The sequence below is a fragment of the Loktanella sp. R86503 genome, assembly GCF_042466455.1.
In the GTDB taxonomy this organism is placed as follows: domain Bacteria; phylum Pseudomonadota; class Alphaproteobacteria; order Rhodobacterales; family Rhodobacteraceae; genus Loktanella.
Genome location: NZ_JAXHCI010000004.1, coordinates 40,995 through 60,936, shown reverse-complemented (window position 1 = coordinate 60,936; position 19,942 = coordinate 40,995). Strand labels below are relative to the sequence as shown.

The following is a 19,942-nucleotide window of genomic DNA, read 5'->3' as shown; positions in this document are numbered from 1 at the left end:
TATTTTTATGAAACATCCTTTGGTTTTATCGAGATTGATATCCAACTTTAATCAACCATGATGGAAAAAATCTTGTGCTCCGCCAACAATCTGTGGCGGTCACCCATCCCGGAAGGAAGCAACATGCAAACCAAATTCTCACGTCGACATCTTCTTGCGACAAGCGCTGGACTGGCTGCAACTTTGGCCATGCCGTCAATCGTGCGCGCTCAGCCCCTTGCGGGCAAAGAAGTGCGCCTATTGACGTGGTCTGACAATACTGGCTTGGCCGTTCTTGATCACATCGCGAAGCCCTTTGAGGAAAAGACCGGGGCACGCGTCATCGCAGATCGCACGGGTTCGACGTCAGAAATGGTTGCCAAGTTGCGCGCAGCAGGCGATCGCCCGCAATATGACGTTATCACTCTTGCCGGTGTGGGCGGTGTAGAGCTGGCCGGGGACGGGTTGCTTGCCAAGCCGGACCTCGACATGTTGCCCAATCTGGAACAGGTTGATCCGCGGTTTCGGACTGGGGCCGACGGTCACGGTATCGGCTACCTTCTTTGGACTGGCGGCCTGATCTACAATACCAAAACATTCGCTGAGCCGCCGACGTCCTATGCTCAGATGTGGGATGCGGCGCATAAAAATCGCCTGTTCTTGCCGCCTGCGACTTGGACCGATGCGCTAGATACCATCTTTGCGACTGGCAAGATGATCGGCGGCGATGGCACCAATGCTGATGAAGCTTTCGCGAAACTGGCAGAATTGCGTGACAGCATTCTGACGTTTGGCGAAAACCCTGCACAGCTGTCCGAGTTGTTCCGATCTGACGCCCTCGATATCGGCGGCGTCTATGCGCCTGCGTTTTATGCCAAGGAATTAATGGACCCTGCAAATTCCAACATGGGTGCTACCTATGATATGGACGAAGGTTTTTACGCAGATCTAATGTATACGATCACACCCAAATCTAAACCGGGTGACGATGATGTGGTACACGCATTTATCGACTATACGCTTGATGCGGAAGTGCAGGGCATCATGGCCGAAGCTGTGCTAAACGGCCCCATCAACCAAAACGCCATTATGTCAGAAGCAGCAAAGGCCAGCCCGTTCATTATCAAACCAGAACAGATGGGCGAAAAAGCCGTCGTCCAGGATAAAGCATTCATTGCAGATGTGCGCGAAGACTGGATCACTCGCTACACCCAAACCTTGTCTTAACCAGTAAACAGTCGCAGGACCCTCAAAAATGAGCATACGGCTATCCCGAACCAGAGCGCTCGTATTTTCCCTACCAGCATTCATCGCGATATTACCGTTTTTGGGGGCCTGCTTTTTCATATTCCGCTTTTCCCTATCGGGTGAAAAAGGCGCAATCGACGGCTGGTCAATCCAGCCCTATCTGGATCTGATGACGCCCTTCTTCGGGCGGTCAGTCTGGTTGACGTTGAAACTTGCGTTCATCGCGACAGTCTTTGCCATGCTACTTGCGGTCCCTCTGGCATTTTTGCTGACATCGCTTCGCAGCCCTCTGGCAAGGCGCGCACTGACGGTCACGATTCTGTTGCCGCTGATCCTTAATCTACTGGTGCAGGCTTACGGCTGGATTTTGCTGTTGGGGCCAAGCGGGGTTTTAAACTCCACCCTGCGAAGCCTTGGGATTATCGACCGCCCGATATTTTTGCTGTTCAATGAAACCGGCGTCCTACTTGGCCTGATCCAGACATCGCTGCCTTTGGCCGTTTTCCCAATTGTCAGCTCTGTGCGCGGACTGTCCCAAGAGCATTTGGAGGCCGCTAGTTCGCTAGGCGCATCCCAATGGCGCACATTCTTTGACGTGACTGTACCACTGCTACGCCCTGGCCTGTTTGGGGCGGCGTCGATTGTCTTTGCATTCAATGCTAGCGCATTTGCGATCCCGCTTCTGCTGGGTGGTCGCCGCGTACAGATGATGGGTGTCGCGATCCGTGATATGATCTCTCCGCTATTCGATTGGTCGGGTGCAGCCGCTGCAGGCATGATCCTGATCTTTCTAACACTGATAGTCTTGGTCTTCTCGTCGTGGCTGGTGCGGATCACGTCAGAAAATGTGAGGCACTGACATGCGCGTAGGACTTCTACCAACAGAGGGCGGCGGCACTTACCGCTTTGCCGTCATTGCGCTGGCAATCGTCGGAATTCTGATATCCTCCTTGCCAGTGATCGTTGTAACGATCATGTCGTTTTCAGCGGCCGACAATACCGGTTTCCCGCCAGAGGCGCTATCGTTGCGCTGGTACGGCGAAGTCATTGCACTTTTCACCAACGAGGACGCGTCAAGCGCGCAGTCGGTCGTGGATTCCACGCTAACCAGCCTGCTGGTCGCAGTCATTGTCATGGCGATTTCAACGCTCGTGTGCATTCCTTTAGCCTATGCCCTCGCCCGCGGTGACCGCCGCATTCGCGCCGGCATGGAACTGCTTTTCACGCTACCGCTGGTGTTTCCGCTGGTCATCCTTGGCATCGCCTTCTTGCTGATTGCCGAAAGCCTGCGGGTGGATATCGGCATCTGGCGGATCATCATTCCGCATGTCGCACTGGTCCTGCCTTTCGTGCTGCGCAACTGCCTTGGTGCCATGAGCGGTATCAGCGTCGAGCTTGAAGAAGCCGCCGTGTCCTTGGGTGCCTCGCCGTTGCGTGCAATCTGGGATGTCGTCATTCCGTTGATGAAGGCCGGCATCCTGGCCGGTCTGATCTTTGCGCTGATCATCAGCTTTAACGAATTTACGATCACCTTCTTCATGTACACGATCGACGTCAGCACTTTGCCGATCTGGATGTACAGCCGAACCGTGTCGTCGCTTGATCCGTCTACACTAGCGCTTTCCGTGTTTATTATTTTCGCCGACGTATTGCTGATCGTGCTTGTAGACAAGCTGATCGCTGGTCGCGCGAGCCTCTTTTGAAAGGGCCAACACCTTGACCACGCAAAATACTCACCTTCACATTGACGGTATTTCTAAGAACTTTGGTGACGTAAAGGCACTGTCCGATATCGATTTAAAAATCGAACGCGGGTCGTTTGTATGCTTGCTCGGGCCGTCCGGCTGCGGCAAGACCACGCTCTTGCGGATCATCGCCGGGTTCGAGACGGCTTCAACCGGTCGGCTCATGCTGGACGGCAGCGACATCGCGCAAACGCCACCACACAAGCGCGGGTTTGGCATGGTGTTCCAGTCGCTCGCACTGTTCCCGCACATGAGCGTCGCACGCAACATCGCTTACGGGCTCAAGTTGCGCGGTGTCAGCCGCAAAGAGCAACGTGACCGGGTAGAAGAGTTGCTGAACGTGATCCAATTGCCGTCAATTTCTGATCGGCCTGTGTCGGCGTTGTCCGGTGGACAACGTCAGCGGGTCGCAATTGCCCGCGCTTTAGCTATCCAACCCAAACTGTTTTTGCTCGACGAGCCGTTGTCAGCGCTGGATGCCAAGCTTCGCGACAACATGCAGATCGAGCTGCGCCAATTGCAGCAGAAATTTGGTGTGACCACAATTTTGGTTACACATGACCAGCATGAGGCGATGATGTTGGCGGATGAATTGGTTGTGTTGAAGGATGGCGCTGTAAGGCAGGCTGCAGCACCTTCGGTCGTCTATCAGCAGCCAGCTGACAGCTTTGTTGCCGACTTTCTGGGGGCGGCCAACTTGATCGACGCGGGGATCTATAAAGGCGGCGAAATACAACTGCTTGGCACCACGACGAAAGTTAAGGCCCATCACCCCCAAGGCACAAAGCTACTAGCCGCTGTGCGGGCCGAGCATATTAAGCTGCGGCCAGCGTCTTCGACGCAGCACGCGCCAATCGGGACCATCGCGTTTATGCGTGACCTTGGTCCATCGACCGAACTGATCGTTGACGTGAATGGAGAGCGGCTGCGTGTCCGTTGCGCCAATGCCGAATGTCAGGGGCTTGAGATTGGATCGCAGGTCGCTATCGCGGTCGACCCGGCACAAATGTCGCTATTCAGCGCGGCGTAACGACGAACATCTAATCGGCGGCCAAACACCTGTTGGCCGCCGATGGTGTTGACAAATCAGCGGCGGGGCGCTATGCTTTTGCAGCAATAATCATAACTTCGACCATATATTCTGGTGCAACAAGACGGGATTCGACGCAAGCACGCGCAGGCGGATTGGCTGGGTCAATCCAGTCGTCCCAAACGGCGTTCATGTCACTAACATGCGCCAGATCCGCAATCCAGATCGTAGCGGACAAAATGTGCGATTTGCTGCTGCCAACAGATGCCAGCAACCGGTCAACCTCTGACAGCATATCAATCGTTTGGGCGGTTACATCTGCCCCCGTCCCGACCTGTCCGGCAAGATAGATAGTGTCGCCATGTACGACCGCTTGGCTCATGCGGCTGCTTAGTTCACTGCGTGTAATTGACATTTTTGTTAACCTTTTTGATTTGTTCTGAAGGGGGAAAACTGCATCAAGCTCAGAATCTCGAACAGCATTTGTGCACCATTTTGAGCGGTGTTTGTGGTTGGATCATAAGCGGGGGCCACCTCGACCACATCACCGCCGACAAGGTTGGCACCTTTCATACCGCGAATGATTTTCATCGCTTCGCGGGTCGTCAGCCCGCCGACCTCTGGCGTGCCAGTGCCCGGGGCAAACGCGGGATCTAGGCTGTCGATATCGAACGAGAAATATGTAGGCCCGTCGCCGATCACGGCGCGCGCCTGTCTGATAATATCGGGAATTGCGGCTTCTGTGATATTGCCGCCTTCAATCACGGTCATCCCGGACATCTCCGAAAACTCCCAAATGTATTTTGCAGCGCCGCGAATGCCGATCTGGATCGTCCGTTCGGGGTCTAAAACACCGTCAAGCACCGCATTGCGAAACGGGCCACCATGATGGAATTTTTCGCCCTCATAAGAACCGCCCGTATCGCAATGGGCATCAATGTGGATCATGCCGACCGGACCATTGGCACCGACAGCCTTTAGAATTGGATGACTGATGGAATGATCGCCGCCAACAGCCATCGGAATGACGCCCTGCGCCACGATGCCCGTTACAAATTTTTCGATGTCAGCGTGACTTTGCGCAAGGTCAAACCTGCTTTGGAAAGGGACGTCACCAATGTCGGCAACCACCATTTCATGTATCGGTGCGCAATCGAGCGCGTCATTATAAGGGCCAACCCTTTCAATAGAACGCAGGGCACGCGGGCCGAACCGTGATCCGTTGCGATTGGTTACGCCAAGGTCCATCGGCACGCCGTAAAGTGCGACATCAAGGTCCGATATGCTTACCCCCTCAGCCCAATTTCGGTGCGGCGCATCCAGCAGCGTCGGCATCCCAGAATATGGCGCTGGTCTACGGCCGCCTTCGGAAAATATCTTGTCCGCGATCCTTTGAAAATTTGGGTTTTGCAACTCGCCGCCCGTTGCATCGGCAAATGTTTCCCGCAACTCAGCAAGTCTGTTTTCGGACCAAGTCATACTACACCTTTTTGTTTTTCACCTGATATTACCTCGCTATTTGTGTGATATTAAATTTGAACATTCGGAACTTCTGTTTCATATTGATACAACTTACGCGACCAAAGGAGCATCGTAGTTGGCACGCCGCAAAAACGCCTTTTCTGGCAGGATAAACGATGTCGATCTGCGGTTGATGCGTGTCTTTAAGGCCGTCATCGAATGCGGTGGCTTGTCCGCAGCCCAGACCGAATTGGGTGTAGGACGATCAACGATTTCCCGGCAAATTTCCGATCTGGAGACGAGACTAGGTCTGCGCTTGTGCCACCGTGGAAGAAGCGGCTTCTACCTGACCCAACAAGGGCGGCAAGCGATTGATTATATAGATAAGTTTCTTATCTCAACGGATGATTTTGCGTCCGGGATTGCCAGTATCAGCAATAAGATGGTTGGAAATATTGAAATTGGTATGATCGACTTCACAATGTCGGATATTAAGAACCCGCTCATTTCCGCGATGCAGAAGTTTCAGGAAATTGCCCCGGACGTGTCAATTAATCTGATGACGGGTTCACCCAACGAAGTTGAACGGGGCATTATCGACGGCAAGCTGCACATCGGAATTATTCCCGATTATCAGCGTCATCCCAGCTTGGACTACATCACGCTCTACGACGAAGATGTCGGGCTTTTTTGCGGTGGCCGACATCCGTTGGTGAAAGCGATCGAGCAAAACGTCACGTTGACCGCAGACATGATCTGCAAACACAAGCTGGTCCACAGAGCATATTTTGAAAGTGAACCCCTGCGGCAGCGCAAACAGAAGTTTCCAGTGGGCAGCACCGTCTATCAGACAGAGGCAGTGCTCGCCCTTGTGCGCAGCGGAGTATACTTGGGCTACTTCCCTAGGCACTGTCAGGACCTGATGCGCGGTGAATTTTTTGAACTTCTGCCTGACGTTTTCGGATACTCCACTCCAATATGTGCTCTCTGGCGGGCTGATAGAAAACACTCTCTTATCCTACAGGATTTCCTTCAATTACTCAGCCAAGAACGTCCTGCAATATAATCTGCTTTAGTGCCTTGAATGTGACGGCTGGCGGTAATTTCAAAAGCATCTTGGTTCAGTTTAAGGCACTCATGGCCGATTTTGATCAAATCGAGGCACTTGAAGCAGATAGGGCATTGCAAACTTGAAGTGATCAGGCGGAATTGCCAAGTTGTTTGGCCGGACCGATTTGGCTACGGGGTGGAACATGAAATTACCAGCGTCAATGCCGCGCCTGAAGGGCTTTCGCCACCCTCGTGAGATCATCGCCTACGCGGTCTGGACTTATCACCGGTTCGCGCTGAGCACGGCAGATGTCGAGGATCTGCTTGCCGAGCGTGGCGTGATTGTAAGCCGGGAAACAATCCGGCTTTGGGTCAATCGTTTCGGCGCGCATTTCGCCGACTTTATTCGTCGCGATCGGCCAAGTGCCGCGGACAAGTGGCATCTCGACGAGGTGGTGATCCCGATCAATGGCATAAAATACTGGCTCTGGCGCGCCGTTGACGCAGATGGCGACGTTCTGGACATTCTCATCCAGCCGCGCCGGAACGCGAAGGCGGCGAAGCGTTTCCTGAAGCGTTTGATCGCTCAGTTTGGCGCTCCTCGCGTTGTCGTCACCGATAAGCTGCGCAGCTATTTCAAGCCGATCCGCGATCTTGCGCCGAACGCGGATCACCGGGCACACAAAGGGCTGAATAATCGAATCGAGGGGCCACATCGACCGACCCGAAAGCGGGAGAAAATCATGGGACGGTTTAAATCTCCGCGGCAGGGGCAGAGATTTCTTGCTACCCACGACCAGATCAACACAATCTTCAGACCCCGCCGCTACCGAATTTCCACCATTTCATACCGCCATTCCAGATCAGATGCTTTCCAACTGTGGGCCGACTACGCACTCGAGATGACAGCCTGATCGTTGCGTACAGCACCTCTTGCTATCCACATCAAACAACTTGGCAATGCCCGCAGAGTTGATCCGGTCATCGTAGCAGCTATCTGGTGTGAAACATGACGCGGCGAATGGCGGCTCCGAGCTCGTTCTTCCAATTTCGATGTCATGCTACCGAAATGTAATTCTGAAGGGCATGGCGCGTCATCCGCCACATCCTTCAGGAATCGACCGACTATTCGGTGATCGTCAAACGGCATAGCAAGGTATTGTCTTGCTTCAGGCTTTCGCCCCAAACCAGTTCTGCGCTGTCGTTCCATGTGACTTCGTCATATCCGTCCTTCGGGCTGACGTCGGCGGCGGAATGGACGATTGCGGCGGGCCAATCGCTGTCATCGAAATCGGGTGCAGTCCAGTCTGCGGGAATGTCAGTGGCAACAAATCCGCAAGCTCCTTCCCCTGCGACGGGGTTTGCTGCATCGGCGCAAGACGGCTCTACCGGAGCGAAGTGCACGACAAGGCACTTCATATCCGCATCAGTCACGGCGAGCGTTTCGCCCGACACCGCGTCCTTGAACTGGGCAATCATACCGCCGTCGCCCATTTGCTGGTGATCCGTGCCGATATATTCCAGACCAGTGTCGTTTTCCTTAAAGTCTTTTGCCTCAATAGCGATCACTGCTGGCAAATCGACCGAGAAGGTCGCCGTTTCTTTGTTGAAAGACCGCTCTGTCGTGATCGGCACGGAGTCTTCAAGGACCACCTCGCCGTTGGCGGACATAGTGAACCAGTTATCAACCCAAACGTCGGCGGTGATGTCCCGGGTTTCGGCCTGAGCGGCGCAGGCTGTTAGGGCTGCTACTGTCGCGAATATAAAGCGCATAATGTGTCCAATCGTGTCAAAGGTGTCGTGATTTAGTTCAGGAAAGTGATGGAGTCGCCGGTAAGCACGTGGCCCTTCAGCGCGGCCATGACATCAGCCCAAACAATACTAATGTCGTCTTGATCCGGCAGATCAGTAAGCGGCGCATCAAGAGCATAGACCCAGATCGTATACTCATGGGTACCGGCACCGGATGGTGAACAGGGCGGCGTATAGCCCGTCGCGCGAACATCTTTGTCGCTGCCCTCTACCCCCAAGGACTCCGGATTGCCTCTCGCCACGCCGTCTGCACCTGCGGGAATATTCCAGACCAGCCAATAGTGGCTCGGCTCGTTTACACCCGGATAGGTGCCAACCGGATAATGTTGCATGACAATGGCATAGGCTTGCGTATCAACAGGTGCATTGTCCCATGACAGCGGCGGCGAAACGCCATCCCCACCGCTGCGCGTGCAGCGCAGATCATCAGGCAAGGGGGCACCATCAATAAATGCGGAACTGGTGACGGTGAAGTTGGCGGCCTCTGCATGGGCGGCTTCGCCGGGCTTTGGTGGCGGCGTTTGCTGCGCAGCGGCGGGCAATGCGGTCGTGCAGCATAGCAGGGCTATGATCAATGCAGGAAACCGGGTCATTCGCGGCATAGCTCCTGTTCGAATAGCGCCCCACCGTTCGTCACGGTGCGTGTTTCGAAGTTATAGCAATTCTCGGTCCCGGACGGGGCGTATTTGATGTAATAGTCGCCGCCCTGATAACGATAGGTCATCGTCCGCGTGCCGTCGTCATCCTGCACGAATACCAGATCATCAACTCCGCCGCGTGGTGGCTGACCTGCCTCTGGCCCCTGTCCACCCTCTGCTGCACCCAATGGACGCACGCGTGGCAGGGCGTCGATGTCAGGCACTTCACCCATCAGACATTGGATGATGTAAGGCGCACCTTCGGACGTGTGGTAGCGATAGCCAAAAACATCGTCGGCTTGCCCGTTACACACATCCAGAACACCTGTGGCGATGGCGGAGCCGTCAGGATTGGTGTCTGCATAGATCGGAAAGCCATCAAAGGCCCAGCCGATGATCGCATCCGGGCCCTTGTTCGCCATCTGGTCAATCATGCAGGTGGGTGCGGCGTGATAGTGATAGTCGTCGCCGCGTCCTGCATGACCACCACAAGCATCAAGCTGGCCCGTCGCGACAGTGTCCAGATTAGCCTGATATGTCCCTAGATCCGCTTGCGACATCTCTCCGCCGGCCGTGTAGTCATAGATTGGCACGCCGTTCACCGCGACACCAAGGGCGGCATCGCGAGTATGCGGTTCTGTCCCGCTCACGGGTTCCAATGTGATGGGTGAGGCATAATTCACCGCAGGCACTGGAACTTGTTCGTTCGTGCCGATGATACCGGTCATCATCTCGTGGTCGGGATAGGTATCGCCTGCGATCAAAGCTTGATTGTCGGTGCAGGTCACCGTGACCACATCGTCAAAGCCCGCCTCGGCCACCGACTCCGTTACCGCCTCGCAGTGAAAGGAGTCTTCATGCGCTTGCCCTGTCGTGGCGTAAAGACAGGCAAGCACGGCGAAGCCGGGCGGAAGGAGTAAATGACGCATGTGGGTGCCTTTTATAGAATGAATGACGCTATGTGGGGTTATACGTTGCGCTTGGATGTTTCCGTCGTATCTTTGTCTTGAAATTTGACGAGGAAAAGTGCGGCCGACATTTTAAGGCATGTGGACCTGTCACGGTTTGATGCCGCCCCTTTGATAGCATTTACTGCACCAAAGGAGACTGACTATGGGACTGAAACGGACGGACGAATTCCGCAAGGACGCTGTGCGGATCGCGTTGACCAGTGGGCTGCCGCGCAAGCAGGTGGCTGGCGATCTGGGTGTCGGCATGTCGACGCTGAACAAGTGGATCACTGCGCATCGAGACACAGATGTGGTTTCGAAGGAGGATTTGAGCCTCGCCCGAGAGAATGACCGGCTTCGGCGTGAGAACCGCATTCTCAAGGAGGAGCGGGACATCTTAAAAAAAGCCACGGTTTTCTTCGCGAGCCAAAAGCCGTGAGGTTCAGGTTTGTGGAAGAACACCGAGGCCAGTTTCCGACAGAGCGCTTGTGTCATGTCATGGAGGGGCATTGCCAAGTTGTTTGATGTGGATAGCAAGAGGTGCTGTACGCAACGATCAGGCTGTCATCTCGAGTGCGTAGTCGGCCCACAGTTGGAAAGCATCTGATCTGGAATGGCGGTATGAGATGGTGGAAATTCGGTAGCGGCGGGGTCTGAAGATTGTGTTGATCTGGTCGTGGGTAGCAAGAAATCTCTGCCCCTGCCGCGGAGATTTAAACCGTCCCATGATTTTCTCCCGCTTTCGGGTCGGTCGATGTGACCCCTCGATCCGATTATTCAGCCCTTTGTGTGCCCGGTGATCCGCGTTCGGCGCAAGATCGCGGATCGGCTTGAAATAGCTGCGCAGCTTATCGGTGACGACAACGCGAGGAGCGCCAAACTGAGCGATCAAACGCTTCAGGAAACGCTTCGCCGCCTTCGCGTTCCGGCGCGGCTGGATGAGAATGTCCAGAACGTCGCCATCTGCGTCAACAGCGCGCCAGAGCCAGTATTTTATGCCATTGATCGGGATCACCACCTCGTCGAGATGCCACTTGTCCGCGGCACTTGGCCGATCGCGACGAATAAAGTCGGCGAAATGCGCGCCGAAACGATTGACCCAAAGCCGGATTGTTTCCCGGCTTACAATCACGCCACGCTCGGCAAGCAGATCCTCGACATCTGCCGTGCTCAGCGCGAACCGGTGATAAGTCCAGACCGCGTAGGCGATGATCTCACGAGGGTGGCGAAAGCCCTTCAGGCGCGGCATTGACGCTGGTAATTTCATGTTCCACCCCGTAGCCAAATCGGTCCGGCCAAACAACTTGGCAATGCCTGTTGGCGCGCTAAATCCCTAACGTGCATATTAAAGCAGACAAAAGCAGACCTTCATGCGGCGTCACCGCACCGAAACTGATTGCCTGTGTTTTGGTATGACTTACGCAGAGCTGCGGCGATGTTGTTTCAGCCTAAATCTGCTTTCTCGAACTGATCGACCTCAAGGCATTTTAGGTCGAAAGCGTGGGTCGCGCCTTTTTTGAACGATCATCCGATCTAGGTGAACAGCAGCGGTTGGTGGCACTGCCCTGCGGAATTTAATCGCAATCATCCGCAGGTTTGCTGGAGCCGGCAAAGGCGCAGCGAACTCGTCTCTGGTGTCGCGAACGATCGAAGGACAATGTCATGGATCAGAAAAAACGCGAAGAGGCACAAACTGCTGCTGGCTTCTTTGATCCAGATCAAAATTGCTGGCGTGTGAACCAGGCCGATCGGTTGGCGCTCGTCGTTGACGGTGAAGACTACTTTCCGGCTTTGCGACAGATCGTTTCCCAGGCCCAGCACGAGTTGCTCTTGATCGGTTGGGATTTCGATTTTGAGATCGAGATGCTGCCGGGTGAAAGCGACGGTGACGGTAACGCACCCGATGGTCTGCCCAACCAAGTGGGTGCCTTTCTGGAGGCTGTCGTGGAGCAGTCACCCAATCTCAATGTCTATATTCTGAAGTGGAACGGCGCCGTCGTGGCAGCACCTGGCCGCCTGTTGTCATCAGCAGCAGTCTATGTCTTCAGTCACGACCGCATCCACTTCGCTCTCGATGGGCATCACCCTTTCGGTGCCTGTCATCATCAGAAGATCATCGTTGCCGATAACGCCTTTGCGTTCTGCGGCGGCATTGATGTGACAGAAAACCGCTGGGACACGGCGGAACATCTTCCTAGTGACACGCGCCGGGTCGGCAAAGATGGCGCGCTGCTGGGCCCGTGGCACGATGCGACTACCGCACTCACTGGCCCTGTCGCCGCAGCCCTCGGTGAGCTTGCTCGCGCTCGTTGGTTTCGCGCGACTGGCGAGACCCTGACACCGCCGGGCGATGGTGCGCGCGACATTTGGCCTGAGAATTTGGAAGTCGCGGCAACGCAGGTCGATGTAGCGATTGCCCGCACGGAACCACCCTATGACGGTGCCCCACTTATCAACGAGATCGAGTGTCTGTTCTTGGACAGCATTCGCATGGCGCAGGGCACAATTTACATCGAGTCCCAGTATCTCACAACACAGACAATCTGTGATGCGCTGTGTGACCGGCTAGCTGAAAAAGATCCTCCGGAACTCATCATTATTAACCCCGAAGCGGCCCTATCCGGGTTCGAGGATCAGTCGATGCACGTGCTGCGCGGCCGCGTCATCGACCGCCTTCAGAAAGCGGATCATTTGGACCGCTTCCATATCTACAGTCCTGTGAACAGCGCTGGTGAGCCGATCTATGTGCACGCCAAGATTATGATCGTGGATGACGCCGTTCTGCACATCGGCTCTAGCAACCTTGATGACCGGTCCATGGGGTTCGATACAGAATGCGATGTCGCCATTCACGGCCATGCCCATCTCATTTCCAGTTTTAGGGAAAGGCTCCTATCCGAACATCTCGGCGTATCGCAGCTCCACTTTAGGGAAACGCTGGACCGAGAAGGGTCTGTGATCGCAACTATTACGCGTCTGAATGCCGCGAAGGGTCGCCGTCTCAAGCCGATCATAGCATTGCCCGAAACTTGGCTTGGCAAAACTCTTGCTGATACGCGCCTGATGGACCCGCGTTATGTAGCCCACGAAAGTACCAATACGGGCAAAGGTCTCCGCCCGCGCCATATTGCCGTTGCAGCGGCCGGTATCGCCGCGGGTTACCTTGCGGTGAAGCTGTGGAAGCATTGGGAACGAAAGGCTTGAGCAATCGTGATGCGGCGTTCTGGACGCATGTCTCAATGATCGAGACAATTTCTGCCCAATAGGCTCCGATGCCAAATCGTGACGCAGGACACGGATATCCTCACAAGTCCTAGTCCGATGCGCCAGAAATCCTCCACTATTCAAAACCTCAAACCTGCCCCATGGGTGCCGATGTCAGGCATGCTCCTGCTCAAATCAACCAAACGGATTAACGCTATCTTAATACTTCCTGCCTATGAATGAGGTCATATCTGGAGGTGCATCTTGACCAAAACGGAAGCTGAGCAAATATCGGAATATGTTGTCGCCCTTGAAGCAGCAGCAGTCACCTATGCCGAAAAATACGGCATATCTGAAGCATTTTCTTATGCGCTCAGTTGTAAACCTTCCGAAGATGTTTTCACACTATTAGATGCAGCACCTAAAAGACGTGGTGCCTGAAGCGATATTTGACTTAAAGACGATATCGTTCTGATATAAGTGCAGGCAACCATAGATTGCATTCGATGGGGCTCATATCTGGTATTGCTAATTGAAGGAGAACTGTCGTTCTCAGGGCACGATGAGATTGACGTTATCAGTCCATGAAAATACCTTATTTGCGTTTTGTATCTATGAACGTATTGATTGCGCTGAACCGAGTGTGACTTTTCCAAATTTAAATGAAAGCCGAATGTATGATTGATATCGACCTGAACAGCCTCTCGCTCGATGAGCTTAAGCGCTTGCAGAAAGACGTGAACAAAGCCGTCGAGGGCTATGAAGTTCGGAAGCGTCAAGATGCATTCGCTGCTGCAGAAGCCGCTGCACGCGAAATGGGATATACGCTCGCTGAGCTCACTGAAGCATCAAAGAAGAAGTTCAAATCCGCATCTGTGCCAATGTATCGTCATCCGGAAAATGCAGATCAAACCTGGTCGGGCAGAGGTCGCCAACCTGATTGGATGAAGGAAGCTTTGGCTGCGGGAAAGTCGAAAGACGATTTCCTGATCAACGCGTAATGCAAGATTGGCATTGTAGCTTTGCTAAATTTCAGCAGTTTCTCGCCTAACATATCGTGTCCCCTCGGCCCCATGAGCCGAGGGGATGCCAGACCAGCGCCTGTCTGAATTCGCTATAGCGGTCAGGCAGACCAAGAACAGATCAGTCGGTCGTGTTCGCTGACAGCCTTCTGCAGGATTGTGAAAGCTCGCTGGTAAAATCGTGTAAGGGTGGCGGGTGGAATGTCATCGGGCCACTCAAAGCAGAGAGCTTCAAATTCATCATCGGGCATGTCGTCATGCGATACCACACTGCTTCCAGCTTGCGCTGCGAGCCCAATTTCGACGACGTCAAGAATACCTTGATCAACCCAGAAGTCGTCGTAACCCTCATAGACTATTGCTGCCATCGATGAATCAAATGTATCTAAAAAATCCAAATGGTGGCGCATTTCTAGAATAGGTTCATCCGCACCCGAGATATAAAAACTAAAATCAAGACCCATGGCATTTCCTTATAATTGGTGTCTGAAAGTGATGCAAAATACATCCCTAATAGGGAAGTCGGTTCATCTCAGTAAATGCCAAAGGAATTAAATTAGTAATATGAATTATTTTATGCCGCACGGAAGTGCGTCGCGTCCATGCCTCTCCAACTGAAAAATTAATATGATAATGTGGCTGCGGCACCAAGAGTAATATCTGTAGAGCTGGAGGGTGATTTTATCCGCGGGCATCTGGCTTAGCGCCCGCGGATAAATTCACTTCCAGCTAGAAAAAAAGACGGGCGTATCGTCAACCCAAATACACGGATAAACGCCTATGACACCCGATCTTAGCACTGCATTTTTTAACTACGGCCAGGTTCACGCGCGATCTGTCAAAACCATCATGTCGCGGCTCAACTCAGAGCCTGGTTTTGGTGATCGGCTGCTAACGTGGCTAGACGATTGCTCCAAATGCCATCTCAAAGCCGTTGATCCTGAACGTGCGAAGATTGCGATGTGCGATATGGTAGCACTCCGCATCTCCTGCTACGGGTTTTCGGTCAAAGATGGAAAACTCAAGACAACAGACCTGGGGGGTGGCAGATCATGTTTTCTGATGCTCTGTCATGCCTTGGCGTTAATTGCTGAATACGATCGCGACCTCAGTGCTCGGCTCACATCTGATGCGCGTCAATACGCAGACCAGCAGCTCGAGGAGGTTAAGTCACTACTTTTCAAAACATAGAAACGATTTACCGCTGCCATTGAAAAATGGCAGTGGTAACCTTTTAGCAAGTGAGGCGATTGTCTCGCAGCTAATGCTACCCAGGTTGAGTTATGGGTAGCCAATGTAAGGTATATTAATAATACCCGTTTTCGTCTGTTTTCGTATTGTAGAAAAATCCTGAGATATCGAGTTCGGGGAACTCATCTCGTAGTTTCTCGATAACTCCTTTTGGCGGAAAAGATAGGGTCGTGAAAACATAGCTTAACGCGCTTGCATTTTGCTCCATATCAATACAGCCAGGTTGCCATCTACACCCCCAGTGCTCGAGAAACCAGTTTTCAGAGTTGTCGGGTTCGGGATCAATCAGATCAAATTCCTCATCAGGCATGATCTCCCGTGTAAATTTGATAAACCCTTCAGCGTCTATGGCAGCCAATAAGAATGTATCACTCGTTGTCCTACCTACATACATGAAGGCCTGTAATCTCGATTTACCGATGTCGGATACCACTGGCGGTGGCAAGATTTTAGAGAAGGAGAATGGGCTTTCTGGCGTAGCAACATATTCCTTTAGGCGGCACACACTTTCTTGGCATCCTTTTATCTCGATATAATTGTGGCATTCGTATTCCATTGTGTAAGTTCCTTATGTTACGAGGCAGATTGTTCTGTCTCTACAAGGAAGGTTGGTTTGATTTTTATTTTAAGAAGAGATTTATGGAAATTTTTTTCATTTTTTTTTAACCGGATTAGCTGCCTATCGCAATTAAGCTTGGCCGGCTTACAGGAGGCAGTTTCCCCTGCAAGTGCGATATTAAGAAGCATACATAGCTGATTTAGTAGTATCCCGCGATCTCATCTTGGTCGTTGTCAAAAAACGCGCTAATATGGAGATCGGGAAACTTTGCCCGCAGAGCTTTGATAATGCCGCGAGGTGGTGAATGGGGAGTAATAAAGTCATATGCCAGCTGGTGCTCATAATCTTGGAGATCAATATCGATCGCCTCCGCATTACAACCCCAGTTTTCTACGCACCAATCGGGTCCAAACTTAGGCGTAATAGTCTCTAACTTGGCCATCTCTTTGGGTGTGAGGTTTCTGATCGAATCTATAGCACCTCGCTTATTTAGGGTAACAAAGCGATGTGTTTCATTCGTCACCTTACCCGCGAAGTGATATGCATTGGTGTATTGGTAGATATTATGGAGCAGTGTGGGGATCGGTAAAATTTTACAGAACGAAAATTCACTGTCCGATTTGGAGACGGCATCTTTGAATGCACGAATGCGTGCGGGGGTTCCGTCAACTTTGATGAGATTGTAGCATTCATTGGAACGATAGATCATGTATTTTTCCTCTTCAAAACAAGCCAGGTTATTCTGCCTCTGAAGGGAAGGTTGGTTTAAAAATATTTTCACAAAGACGGTTTGTATCTATTTAAAAAGTGATCGACACTTATCGCTGACTATGGAGGTTTGCTCTTAAGGTTGTGGGTCTGAGGTGGGGGCAGTAATAATTTTTTATGCAGCCTGTCGCTTAAACTTATGATATTTTTGCGAATGCGATTTCGCGGATAGGATAGATTTACGATTCTTCGAGAATTTTATGGATGTAATGGTCGTCTCCTTACTGTGATTGGGCACCATCGTTAGGGCTTGGATTTAAGTCCAACGATGTATGAATGTCGCATCAAAAAAATGATTGGCGTTGGACTGTCACAAACGGGCGGCGTTTTGCAAACGGGGGGAGGGGGGGGGGCGTGATTTATACAATCAGCGCTCTGCGTCTAAAGAGTGTCATGCGGGTTATAGAGACTATATCCGGCGTGACACTTTGTTGAGGGGTGGTTTTAGGCATGTATCCTATGCTTCTGGTGTCAACTTAAACTCACAGGTTTCAGATTTGTCGGGCATATAGCGGTCCGCTTGGTCCTATTAAAAGCTGTGAGGTGCTGTCCTGAGTAACCGTGCAGGCAGGCAGAAGTAGTTTCGACGCTAATGGCAGCGCTGGCCCAGCTGCCTTGCGCGCCACGCGTTGAGGCTTTGGCGACCGATTTCGCGCTCACAGACTCCCGCTGCTGCTGCTACTGCCAGGGAAGATCTTACTTAGCATGGTTGCGCCGAAGGCTGGGCCCTTGGTCACATTTCGGCGCAAATTCACCAATGATATTGCGACCATCCGCTGAAAGCGTGTCACGCGGGTCATAGAGATCATAACCCGCGTGACACCATTTTGCCGGGGAATTTCTCGAATTAGACTCACGACCGATCTCCTGAGTGTCAAACTTAGAGGATCGAAAATGACAGATGTATCTCAACAGCGCGATGCCGCAGGCCGTTTTGGCGGGCGCGGCACTTGCCGTGCAAAATCTCCAGCACCGACCACACTTTTTATGCCCCTTTTGAGTGCAATCGATCAGCTTCTTGCCAAGCTTGGAGAGGCCTTCGATGTGTTGGCGGCTTGCACGCCAACTGCGGAAGGTGAGGGTGTGCCGGTCGCTGTGCTTGCAGCCAGCCCTAGCGCCGGCAAGAGCACAGTTGCGCGAAAGTTATGCAACGAGCGTTATAAGAACGATGCTGTGGTCTATCACGCTCCAACGCTGTCGCTGATAGAAGATGCTGCGGCGCATGCTGCAGAGCTTGGCACCGAGCCGCAAGTCTTGCGCGGACGCGCGGCTCCCGATCCCGAACAACCTGGCTGCACGATGTGCCAAAAAGCACCGCTGGTGAGCCGTGGCATCGCATTGGGGCTTAGCGTCCGGGAGACGTTCTGTCAGAGCTCGACAAATCCCGCGCAGCGCTGCGCACATTTTGACAATTGCGCCTACCTGCGTCAGCAGAGCGAGACCGTGCCGGAAGGCCACCAATATATGGCGACGGCACACCTGAGCCTGCCTAATCCGTCTGACACCAAACCTGCCTTGCGCATTGTCGATGAGACGTTTTGGGCCGGGCAGCTATCCACCATGAGTATTGCAGCCGCAGATTTTACGCTGCCGAGACCTTCGCGGCCCCGCGGCACTCAGAGCTGTAAAGGTGATAGTGCGCGCGCTAAACAGCTGTCCGACTTGCTTAAGGCCGCCAGGGCCGTCGTCGATCAGATGACTGCCGGAAAATCGCCATTGGTGCTTTGCTATACTGCGGCGGATTACAGAGCCTTTGCGGAACTCGAAGTCCAATTGCAGACAGCCTCGCCTGATGTCCGCCCCGATCAATCGTCGGCGCAGCAGGATTCGCTTTTGGCCTCTGCCGAGCAGAGCGCACGGTCCGCAGCGCAATATAGCGCAATCTGGACATGCCTTGCTGATGCGAAGGAAAAAGGGCGAGATACGGTCGAGCGGCTCACGCTGCGGCAGATGCCTGAGTGTTTGACCTTACGAGTGAGCTGCAAGCGCGAACTGCAGCACCGTGAACCGATGCTACTGCTTGATGCAGATGCTGACACCGAAATCCTGACCGCGCTTGGATGTGACATCCGTCACACAAGCAGCATGACGTTGAGGCCACATGCCGAGATTGTCCAAATCCATGACCGGCGCATGACGCATGGCAGCCTTATGGGCGGCAAAGAACTACGAGAAGACTGGCGACGGGTCATCGTGCGCGAGGTGCTTCGAGACCGATACGCCCAAAATACCGGTGTTCTGGTCGGTGCCAGCCGCAAAGTGGTGCAGGCATTTTTTGAAGACGCGGGTTACAACTTTGCCGGCAAATCGAACGATGATGTCTCCAAATTCATGCTTAATACGCGGCTGCATGGTGCACAGTGGCTGTGGTATGGCGGCAGATCGCTCGGATCAAACCGCTATGCGGCATGCTCTACGGTTATTGCAATCGGTCGTGAAGAGTTGCCCGTATTCGCACTGGAAGACTACGGGCGGGCGATATGGGGCGACCGGCAGGATGCTGATCTGACCTTTCTGACTCCGGGACCGGATGGAATTTTCCGAATGGTCGACATGGAGGTGGGATATGAGATGAGCAATGGCGAAGCTTGGGCTGTGCAGGTGCCTTGTCATCCCGATCCTATGATCCGAAGGGTGCAGCGTCAAACGCGGGAGTTTGCGACGCGGCAACTCGTCGAGCGCTTGCGGCTTGCGCGGGCTACCGTGCCAAAGCGCGTTATCTTGGGATGCAACATCCCTATCCCAGGGCTTCCCGTTACTGAGCTCATCGCTTGGGAGGCCTTCAAGCCGTCGCGCTTGACTGCCGCCATCATCGAGGGCCTTACCGTGCATGGCGGCATTCGCGCGTCTGCGTCGGGCCTGGCTGCAGATGCACCGCGTGTCTTCCAGACCATCGATGCGGCAAAAGCGTATATTAAGCGTTACAAGATCCGCATGGCGGATTGGCAGGTCAGCATTCCTGAGTGGTTGACGGCCCATATTTACCAAATCGAACTGCGGCAGGCGCGGCCCCATGCCCGCACGGGGCAGGCTCTCGTGGTTGCGACATGCGAGAGAACGGCTCTGCAAGTGGCAGAGCGCCTCTGGGGGCCGCTCAAGCAGTGTTGTGTGCTGAGCTGCGAGGCCCAAAAGCTGTGTGCTTAAACCTGCGGGTCAGCGCGGATCGCGGTCAGATTTTATGCGCGTTGAGGGCAGAAGCGTAGCCGAACAGCTCTTGCGCTTCGC

At 53.4% G+C, this 19,942-nt stretch carries 20 protein-coding genes and 1 pseudogene; 12 read left to right on the top strand and 9 right to left on the bottom strand.

Going from position 1 to position 19,942, the window contains the following annotated elements:
* Window positions 1-123 precede the first annotated feature (123 nt).
* From SJY10_RS16385 to SJY10_RS16370, 4 genes are read left to right on the top strand one after another with little or no spacing between them, the layout of a single operon-like run.
* Window positions 124-1,206, top strand: coding sequence for a PotD/PotF family extracellular solute-binding protein (locus SJY10_RS16385; protein WP_386684914.1), 1,083 nt, complete (start codon window positions 124-126; stop codon window positions 1,204-1,206).
* A gap of 28 nt (window positions 1,207-1,234) precedes the next feature.
* A complete protein-coding gene (locus SJY10_RS16380) occupies window positions 1,235-2,086 on the top strand; it encodes an ABC transporter permease (RefSeq protein WP_386684912.1) in 852 nt (283 codons plus the stop codon).
* Window position 2,087: 1 nt separating this feature from the next.
* A complete protein-coding gene (locus SJY10_RS16375) occupies window positions 2,088-2,930 on the top strand; it encodes an ABC transporter permease (protein WP_386684910.1) in 843 nt (280 codons plus the stop codon).
* Window positions 2,931-2,943: 13 nt separating this feature from the next.
* A complete protein-coding gene (locus SJY10_RS16370; RefSeq protein WP_386684908.1) occupies window positions 2,944-4,002 on the top strand; it encodes an ABC transporter ATP-binding protein in 1,059 nt (352 codons plus the stop codon).
* 70 nt (window positions 4,003-4,072) lie between these two features.
* Here the strand turns inward: SJY10_RS16370 and SJY10_RS16365 are convergent, their stop codons facing one another.
* Entirely contained in the window at window positions 4,073-4,417 is a 345-nt protein-coding gene (locus SJY10_RS16365) for a RidA family protein (protein WP_386684906.1), read from the bottom strand.
* 5 nt (window positions 4,418-4,422) lie between these two features.
* Window positions 4,423-5,481, bottom strand: a complete 1,059-nt coding sequence (gene speB / locus SJY10_RS16360; protein ID WP_386684904.1) for an agmatinase — start codon at window positions 5,479-5,481, stop codon at window positions 4,423-4,425.
* 118 nt (window positions 5,482-5,599) lie between these two features.
* Between speB and SJY10_RS16355 the strand changes: the two genes are divergently transcribed.
* Together SJY10_RS16355 and SJY10_RS16350 are read left to right on the top strand one after the other, a co-directional pair.
* Entirely contained in the window at window positions 5,600-6,529 is a 930-nt protein-coding gene (locus SJY10_RS16355) for a LysR family transcriptional regulator (protein WP_386684902.1), read from the top strand.
* 187 nt (window positions 6,530-6,716) lie between these two features.
* Entirely contained in the window at window positions 6,717-7,427 is a 711-nt protein-coding gene (locus SJY10_RS16350; protein ID WP_386684900.1) for an IS6 family transposase, read from the top strand.
* A 211-nt stretch (window positions 7,428-7,638) separates the two neighbouring features.
* Here SJY10_RS16350 and SJY10_RS16345 read toward each other — a convergent pair whose 3' ends face one another.
* The 3 genes from SJY10_RS16345 to SJY10_RS16335 are packed head-to-tail and all read right to left on the bottom strand — an operon-like array spanning window position 7,639 to window position 9,892.
* Window positions 7,639-8,286: a PEBP family protein gene (locus tag SJY10_RS16345; protein ID WP_386684898.1), complete on the bottom strand. Its 648-nt coding sequence runs from the start codon at window positions 8,284-8,286 to the stop codon at window positions 7,639-7,641.
* A 32-nt stretch (window positions 8,287-8,318) separates the two neighbouring features.
* Window positions 8,319-8,927, bottom strand: coding sequence for a YbhB/YbcL family Raf kinase inhibitor-like protein (locus SJY10_RS16340; RefSeq protein ID WP_386684896.1), 609 nt, complete (start codon window positions 8,925-8,927; stop codon window positions 8,319-8,321).
* Entirely contained in the window at window positions 8,915-9,892 is a 978-nt protein-coding gene (locus tag SJY10_RS16335; protein WP_386684894.1) for a YHYH protein, read from the bottom strand. The genes SJY10_RS16340 and SJY10_RS16335 overlap by 13 nt, the downstream gene beginning before the upstream one ends.
* 184 nt (window positions 9,893-10,076) lie before the next feature.
* Between SJY10_RS16335 and SJY10_RS16330 the strand changes: the two are divergent.
* Window positions 10,077-10,414: pseudogene (locus SJY10_RS16330) on the top strand (transposase); the annotation flags it as partial.
* A gap of 55 nt (window positions 10,415-10,469) precedes the next feature.
* On the opposite strand, the gene SJY10_RS16325 reads toward SJY10_RS16330, so the two are convergent.
* A complete protein-coding gene (locus SJY10_RS16325; protein WP_386684892.1) occupies window positions 10,470-11,180 on the bottom strand; it encodes an IS6 family transposase in 711 nt (236 codons plus the stop codon).
* 395 nt (window positions 11,181-11,575) lie between these two features.
* Between SJY10_RS16325 and SJY10_RS16320 the strand changes: the two genes are divergently transcribed.
* From SJY10_RS16320 to SJY10_RS16310, 3 genes are all read left to right on the top strand, one after another.
* Window positions 11,576-13,117 carry a phospholipase D-like domain-containing protein gene (locus SJY10_RS16320; RefSeq protein WP_386684890.1) on the top strand — a complete coding sequence of 514 codons (1,542 nt, stop codon included), beginning with the start codon at window positions 11,576-11,578 and terminating at the stop codon, window positions 13,115-13,117.
* A 264-nt stretch (window positions 13,118-13,381) separates the two neighbouring features.
* Window positions 13,382-13,558 carry a hypothetical protein gene (locus tag SJY10_RS16315; protein ID WP_386684889.1) on the top strand — a complete coding sequence of 59 codons (177 nt, stop codon included), beginning with the start codon at window positions 13,382-13,384 and terminating at the stop codon, window positions 13,556-13,558.
* Window positions 13,559-13,794: 236 nt separating this feature from the next.
* Window positions 13,795-14,118 carry an H-NS family nucleoid-associated regulatory protein gene (locus tag SJY10_RS16310; protein WP_386684887.1) on the top strand — a complete coding sequence of 108 codons (324 nt, stop codon included), beginning with the start codon at window positions 13,795-13,797 and terminating at the stop codon, window positions 14,116-14,118.
* 122 nt (window positions 14,119-14,240) lie between these two features.
* On the opposite strand, the gene SJY10_RS16305 is transcribed toward SJY10_RS16310, so the two are convergent.
* Complete coding sequence (locus tag SJY10_RS16305; protein WP_386684885.1) at window positions 14,241-14,603, bottom strand: hypothetical protein; 363 nt, start codon at window positions 14,601-14,603, stop codon at window positions 14,241-14,243.
* 316 nt (window positions 14,604-14,919) lie between these two features.
* On the opposite strand from SJY10_RS16305, the gene SJY10_RS16300 reads away from it, so the two are divergent.
* Complete coding sequence (locus SJY10_RS16300) at window positions 14,920-15,330, top strand: hypothetical protein (RefSeq protein ID WP_386684883.1); 411 nt, start codon at window positions 14,920-14,922, stop codon at window positions 15,328-15,330.
* A gap of 115 nt (window positions 15,331-15,445) precedes the next feature.
* Here SJY10_RS16300 and SJY10_RS16295 read toward each other — a convergent pair whose 3' ends face one another.
* Window positions 15,446-15,946 carry a hypothetical protein gene (locus SJY10_RS16295; protein WP_386684881.1) on the bottom strand — a complete coding sequence of 167 codons (501 nt, stop codon included), beginning with the start codon at window positions 15,944-15,946 and terminating at the stop codon, window positions 15,446-15,448.
* A 202-nt stretch (window positions 15,947-16,148) separates the two neighbouring features.
* Window positions 16,149-16,658, bottom strand: a complete 510-nt coding sequence (locus SJY10_RS16290) for a hypothetical protein (RefSeq protein ID WP_386684879.1) — start codon at window positions 16,656-16,658, stop codon at window positions 16,149-16,151.
* A 953-nt stretch (window positions 16,659-17,611) separates the two neighbouring features.
* Here SJY10_RS16290 and SJY10_RS16285 point away from each other — a divergent pair.
* Entirely contained in the window at window positions 17,612-19,861 is a 2,250-nt protein-coding gene (locus tag SJY10_RS16285) for a hypothetical protein (RefSeq protein WP_386684877.1), read from the top strand.
* The last annotated feature ends 81 nt before the right edge of the window (window positions 19,862-19,942 follow it).

Excerpts from the sequence above, each read along its gene's own strand:
- SJY10_RS16305 (WP_386684885.1), bottom strand. The coding sequence starts at position 14,603 with ATGGGTCTTGATTTTAGTTTTTATATCTCGGGTGCGGATGAACCTATT.
- SJY10_RS16290 (WP_386684879.1), bottom strand. The coding sequence starts at position 16,658 with ATGATCTATCGTTCCAATGAATGCTACAATCTCATCAAAGTTGACGGA.
- speB (WP_386684904.1), bottom strand. The coding sequence starts at position 5,481 with ATGACTTGGTCCGAAAACAGACTTGCTGAGTTGCGGGAAACATTTGCC.
- SJY10_RS16385 (WP_386684914.1), top strand. The coding sequence starts at position 124 with ATGCAAACCAAATTCTCACGTCGACATCTTCTTGCGACAAGCGCTGGA.
- SJY10_RS16300 (WP_386684883.1), top strand. The coding sequence starts at position 14,920 with ATGACACCCGATCTTAGCACTGCATTTTTTAACTACGGCCAGGTTCAC.
- SJY10_RS16310 (WP_386684887.1), top strand. The coding sequence starts at position 13,795 with ATGATTGATATCGACCTGAACAGCCTCTCGCTCGATGAGCTTAAGCGC.
- SJY10_RS16380 (WP_386684912.1), top strand. The coding sequence starts at position 1,235 with ATGAGCATACGGCTATCCCGAACCAGAGCGCTCGTATTTTCCCTACCA.
- SJY10_RS16295 (WP_386684881.1), bottom strand. The coding sequence starts at position 15,946 with ATGGAATACGAATGCCACAATTATATCGAGATAAAAGGATGCCAAGAA.
- SJY10_RS16350 (WP_386684900.1), top strand. The coding sequence starts at position 6,717 with ATGAAATTACCAGCGTCAATGCCGCGCCTGAAGGGCTTTCGCCACCCT.
- SJY10_RS16365 (WP_386684906.1), bottom strand. The coding sequence starts at position 4,417 with ATGTCAATTACACGCAGTGAACTAAGCAGCCGCATGAGCCAAGCGGTC.
- SJY10_RS16345 (WP_386684898.1), bottom strand. The coding sequence starts at position 8,286 with ATGCGCTTTATATTCGCGACAGTAGCAGCCCTAACAGCCTGCGCCGCT.
- SJY10_RS16335 (WP_386684894.1), bottom strand. The coding sequence starts at position 9,892 with ATGCGTCATTTACTCCTTCCGCCCGGCTTCGCCGTGCTTGCCTGTCTT.
- SJY10_RS16375 (WP_386684910.1), top strand. The coding sequence starts at position 2,088 with ATGCGCGTAGGACTTCTACCAACAGAGGGCGGCGGCACTTACCGCTTT.
- SJY10_RS16340 (WP_386684896.1), bottom strand. The coding sequence starts at position 8,927 with ATGCCGCGAATGACCCGGTTTCCTGCATTGATCATAGCCCTGCTATGC.
- SJY10_RS16285 (WP_386684877.1), top strand. The coding sequence starts at position 17,612 with ATGACAGATGTATCTCAACAGCGCGATGCCGCAGGCCGTTTTGGCGGG.
- SJY10_RS16320 (WP_386684890.1), top strand. The coding sequence starts at position 11,576 with ATGGATCAGAAAAAACGCGAAGAGGCACAAACTGCTGCTGGCTTCTTT.
- SJY10_RS16325 (WP_386684892.1), bottom strand. The coding sequence starts at position 11,180 with ATGAAATTACCAGCGTCAATGCCGCGCCTGAAGGGCTTTCGCCACCCT.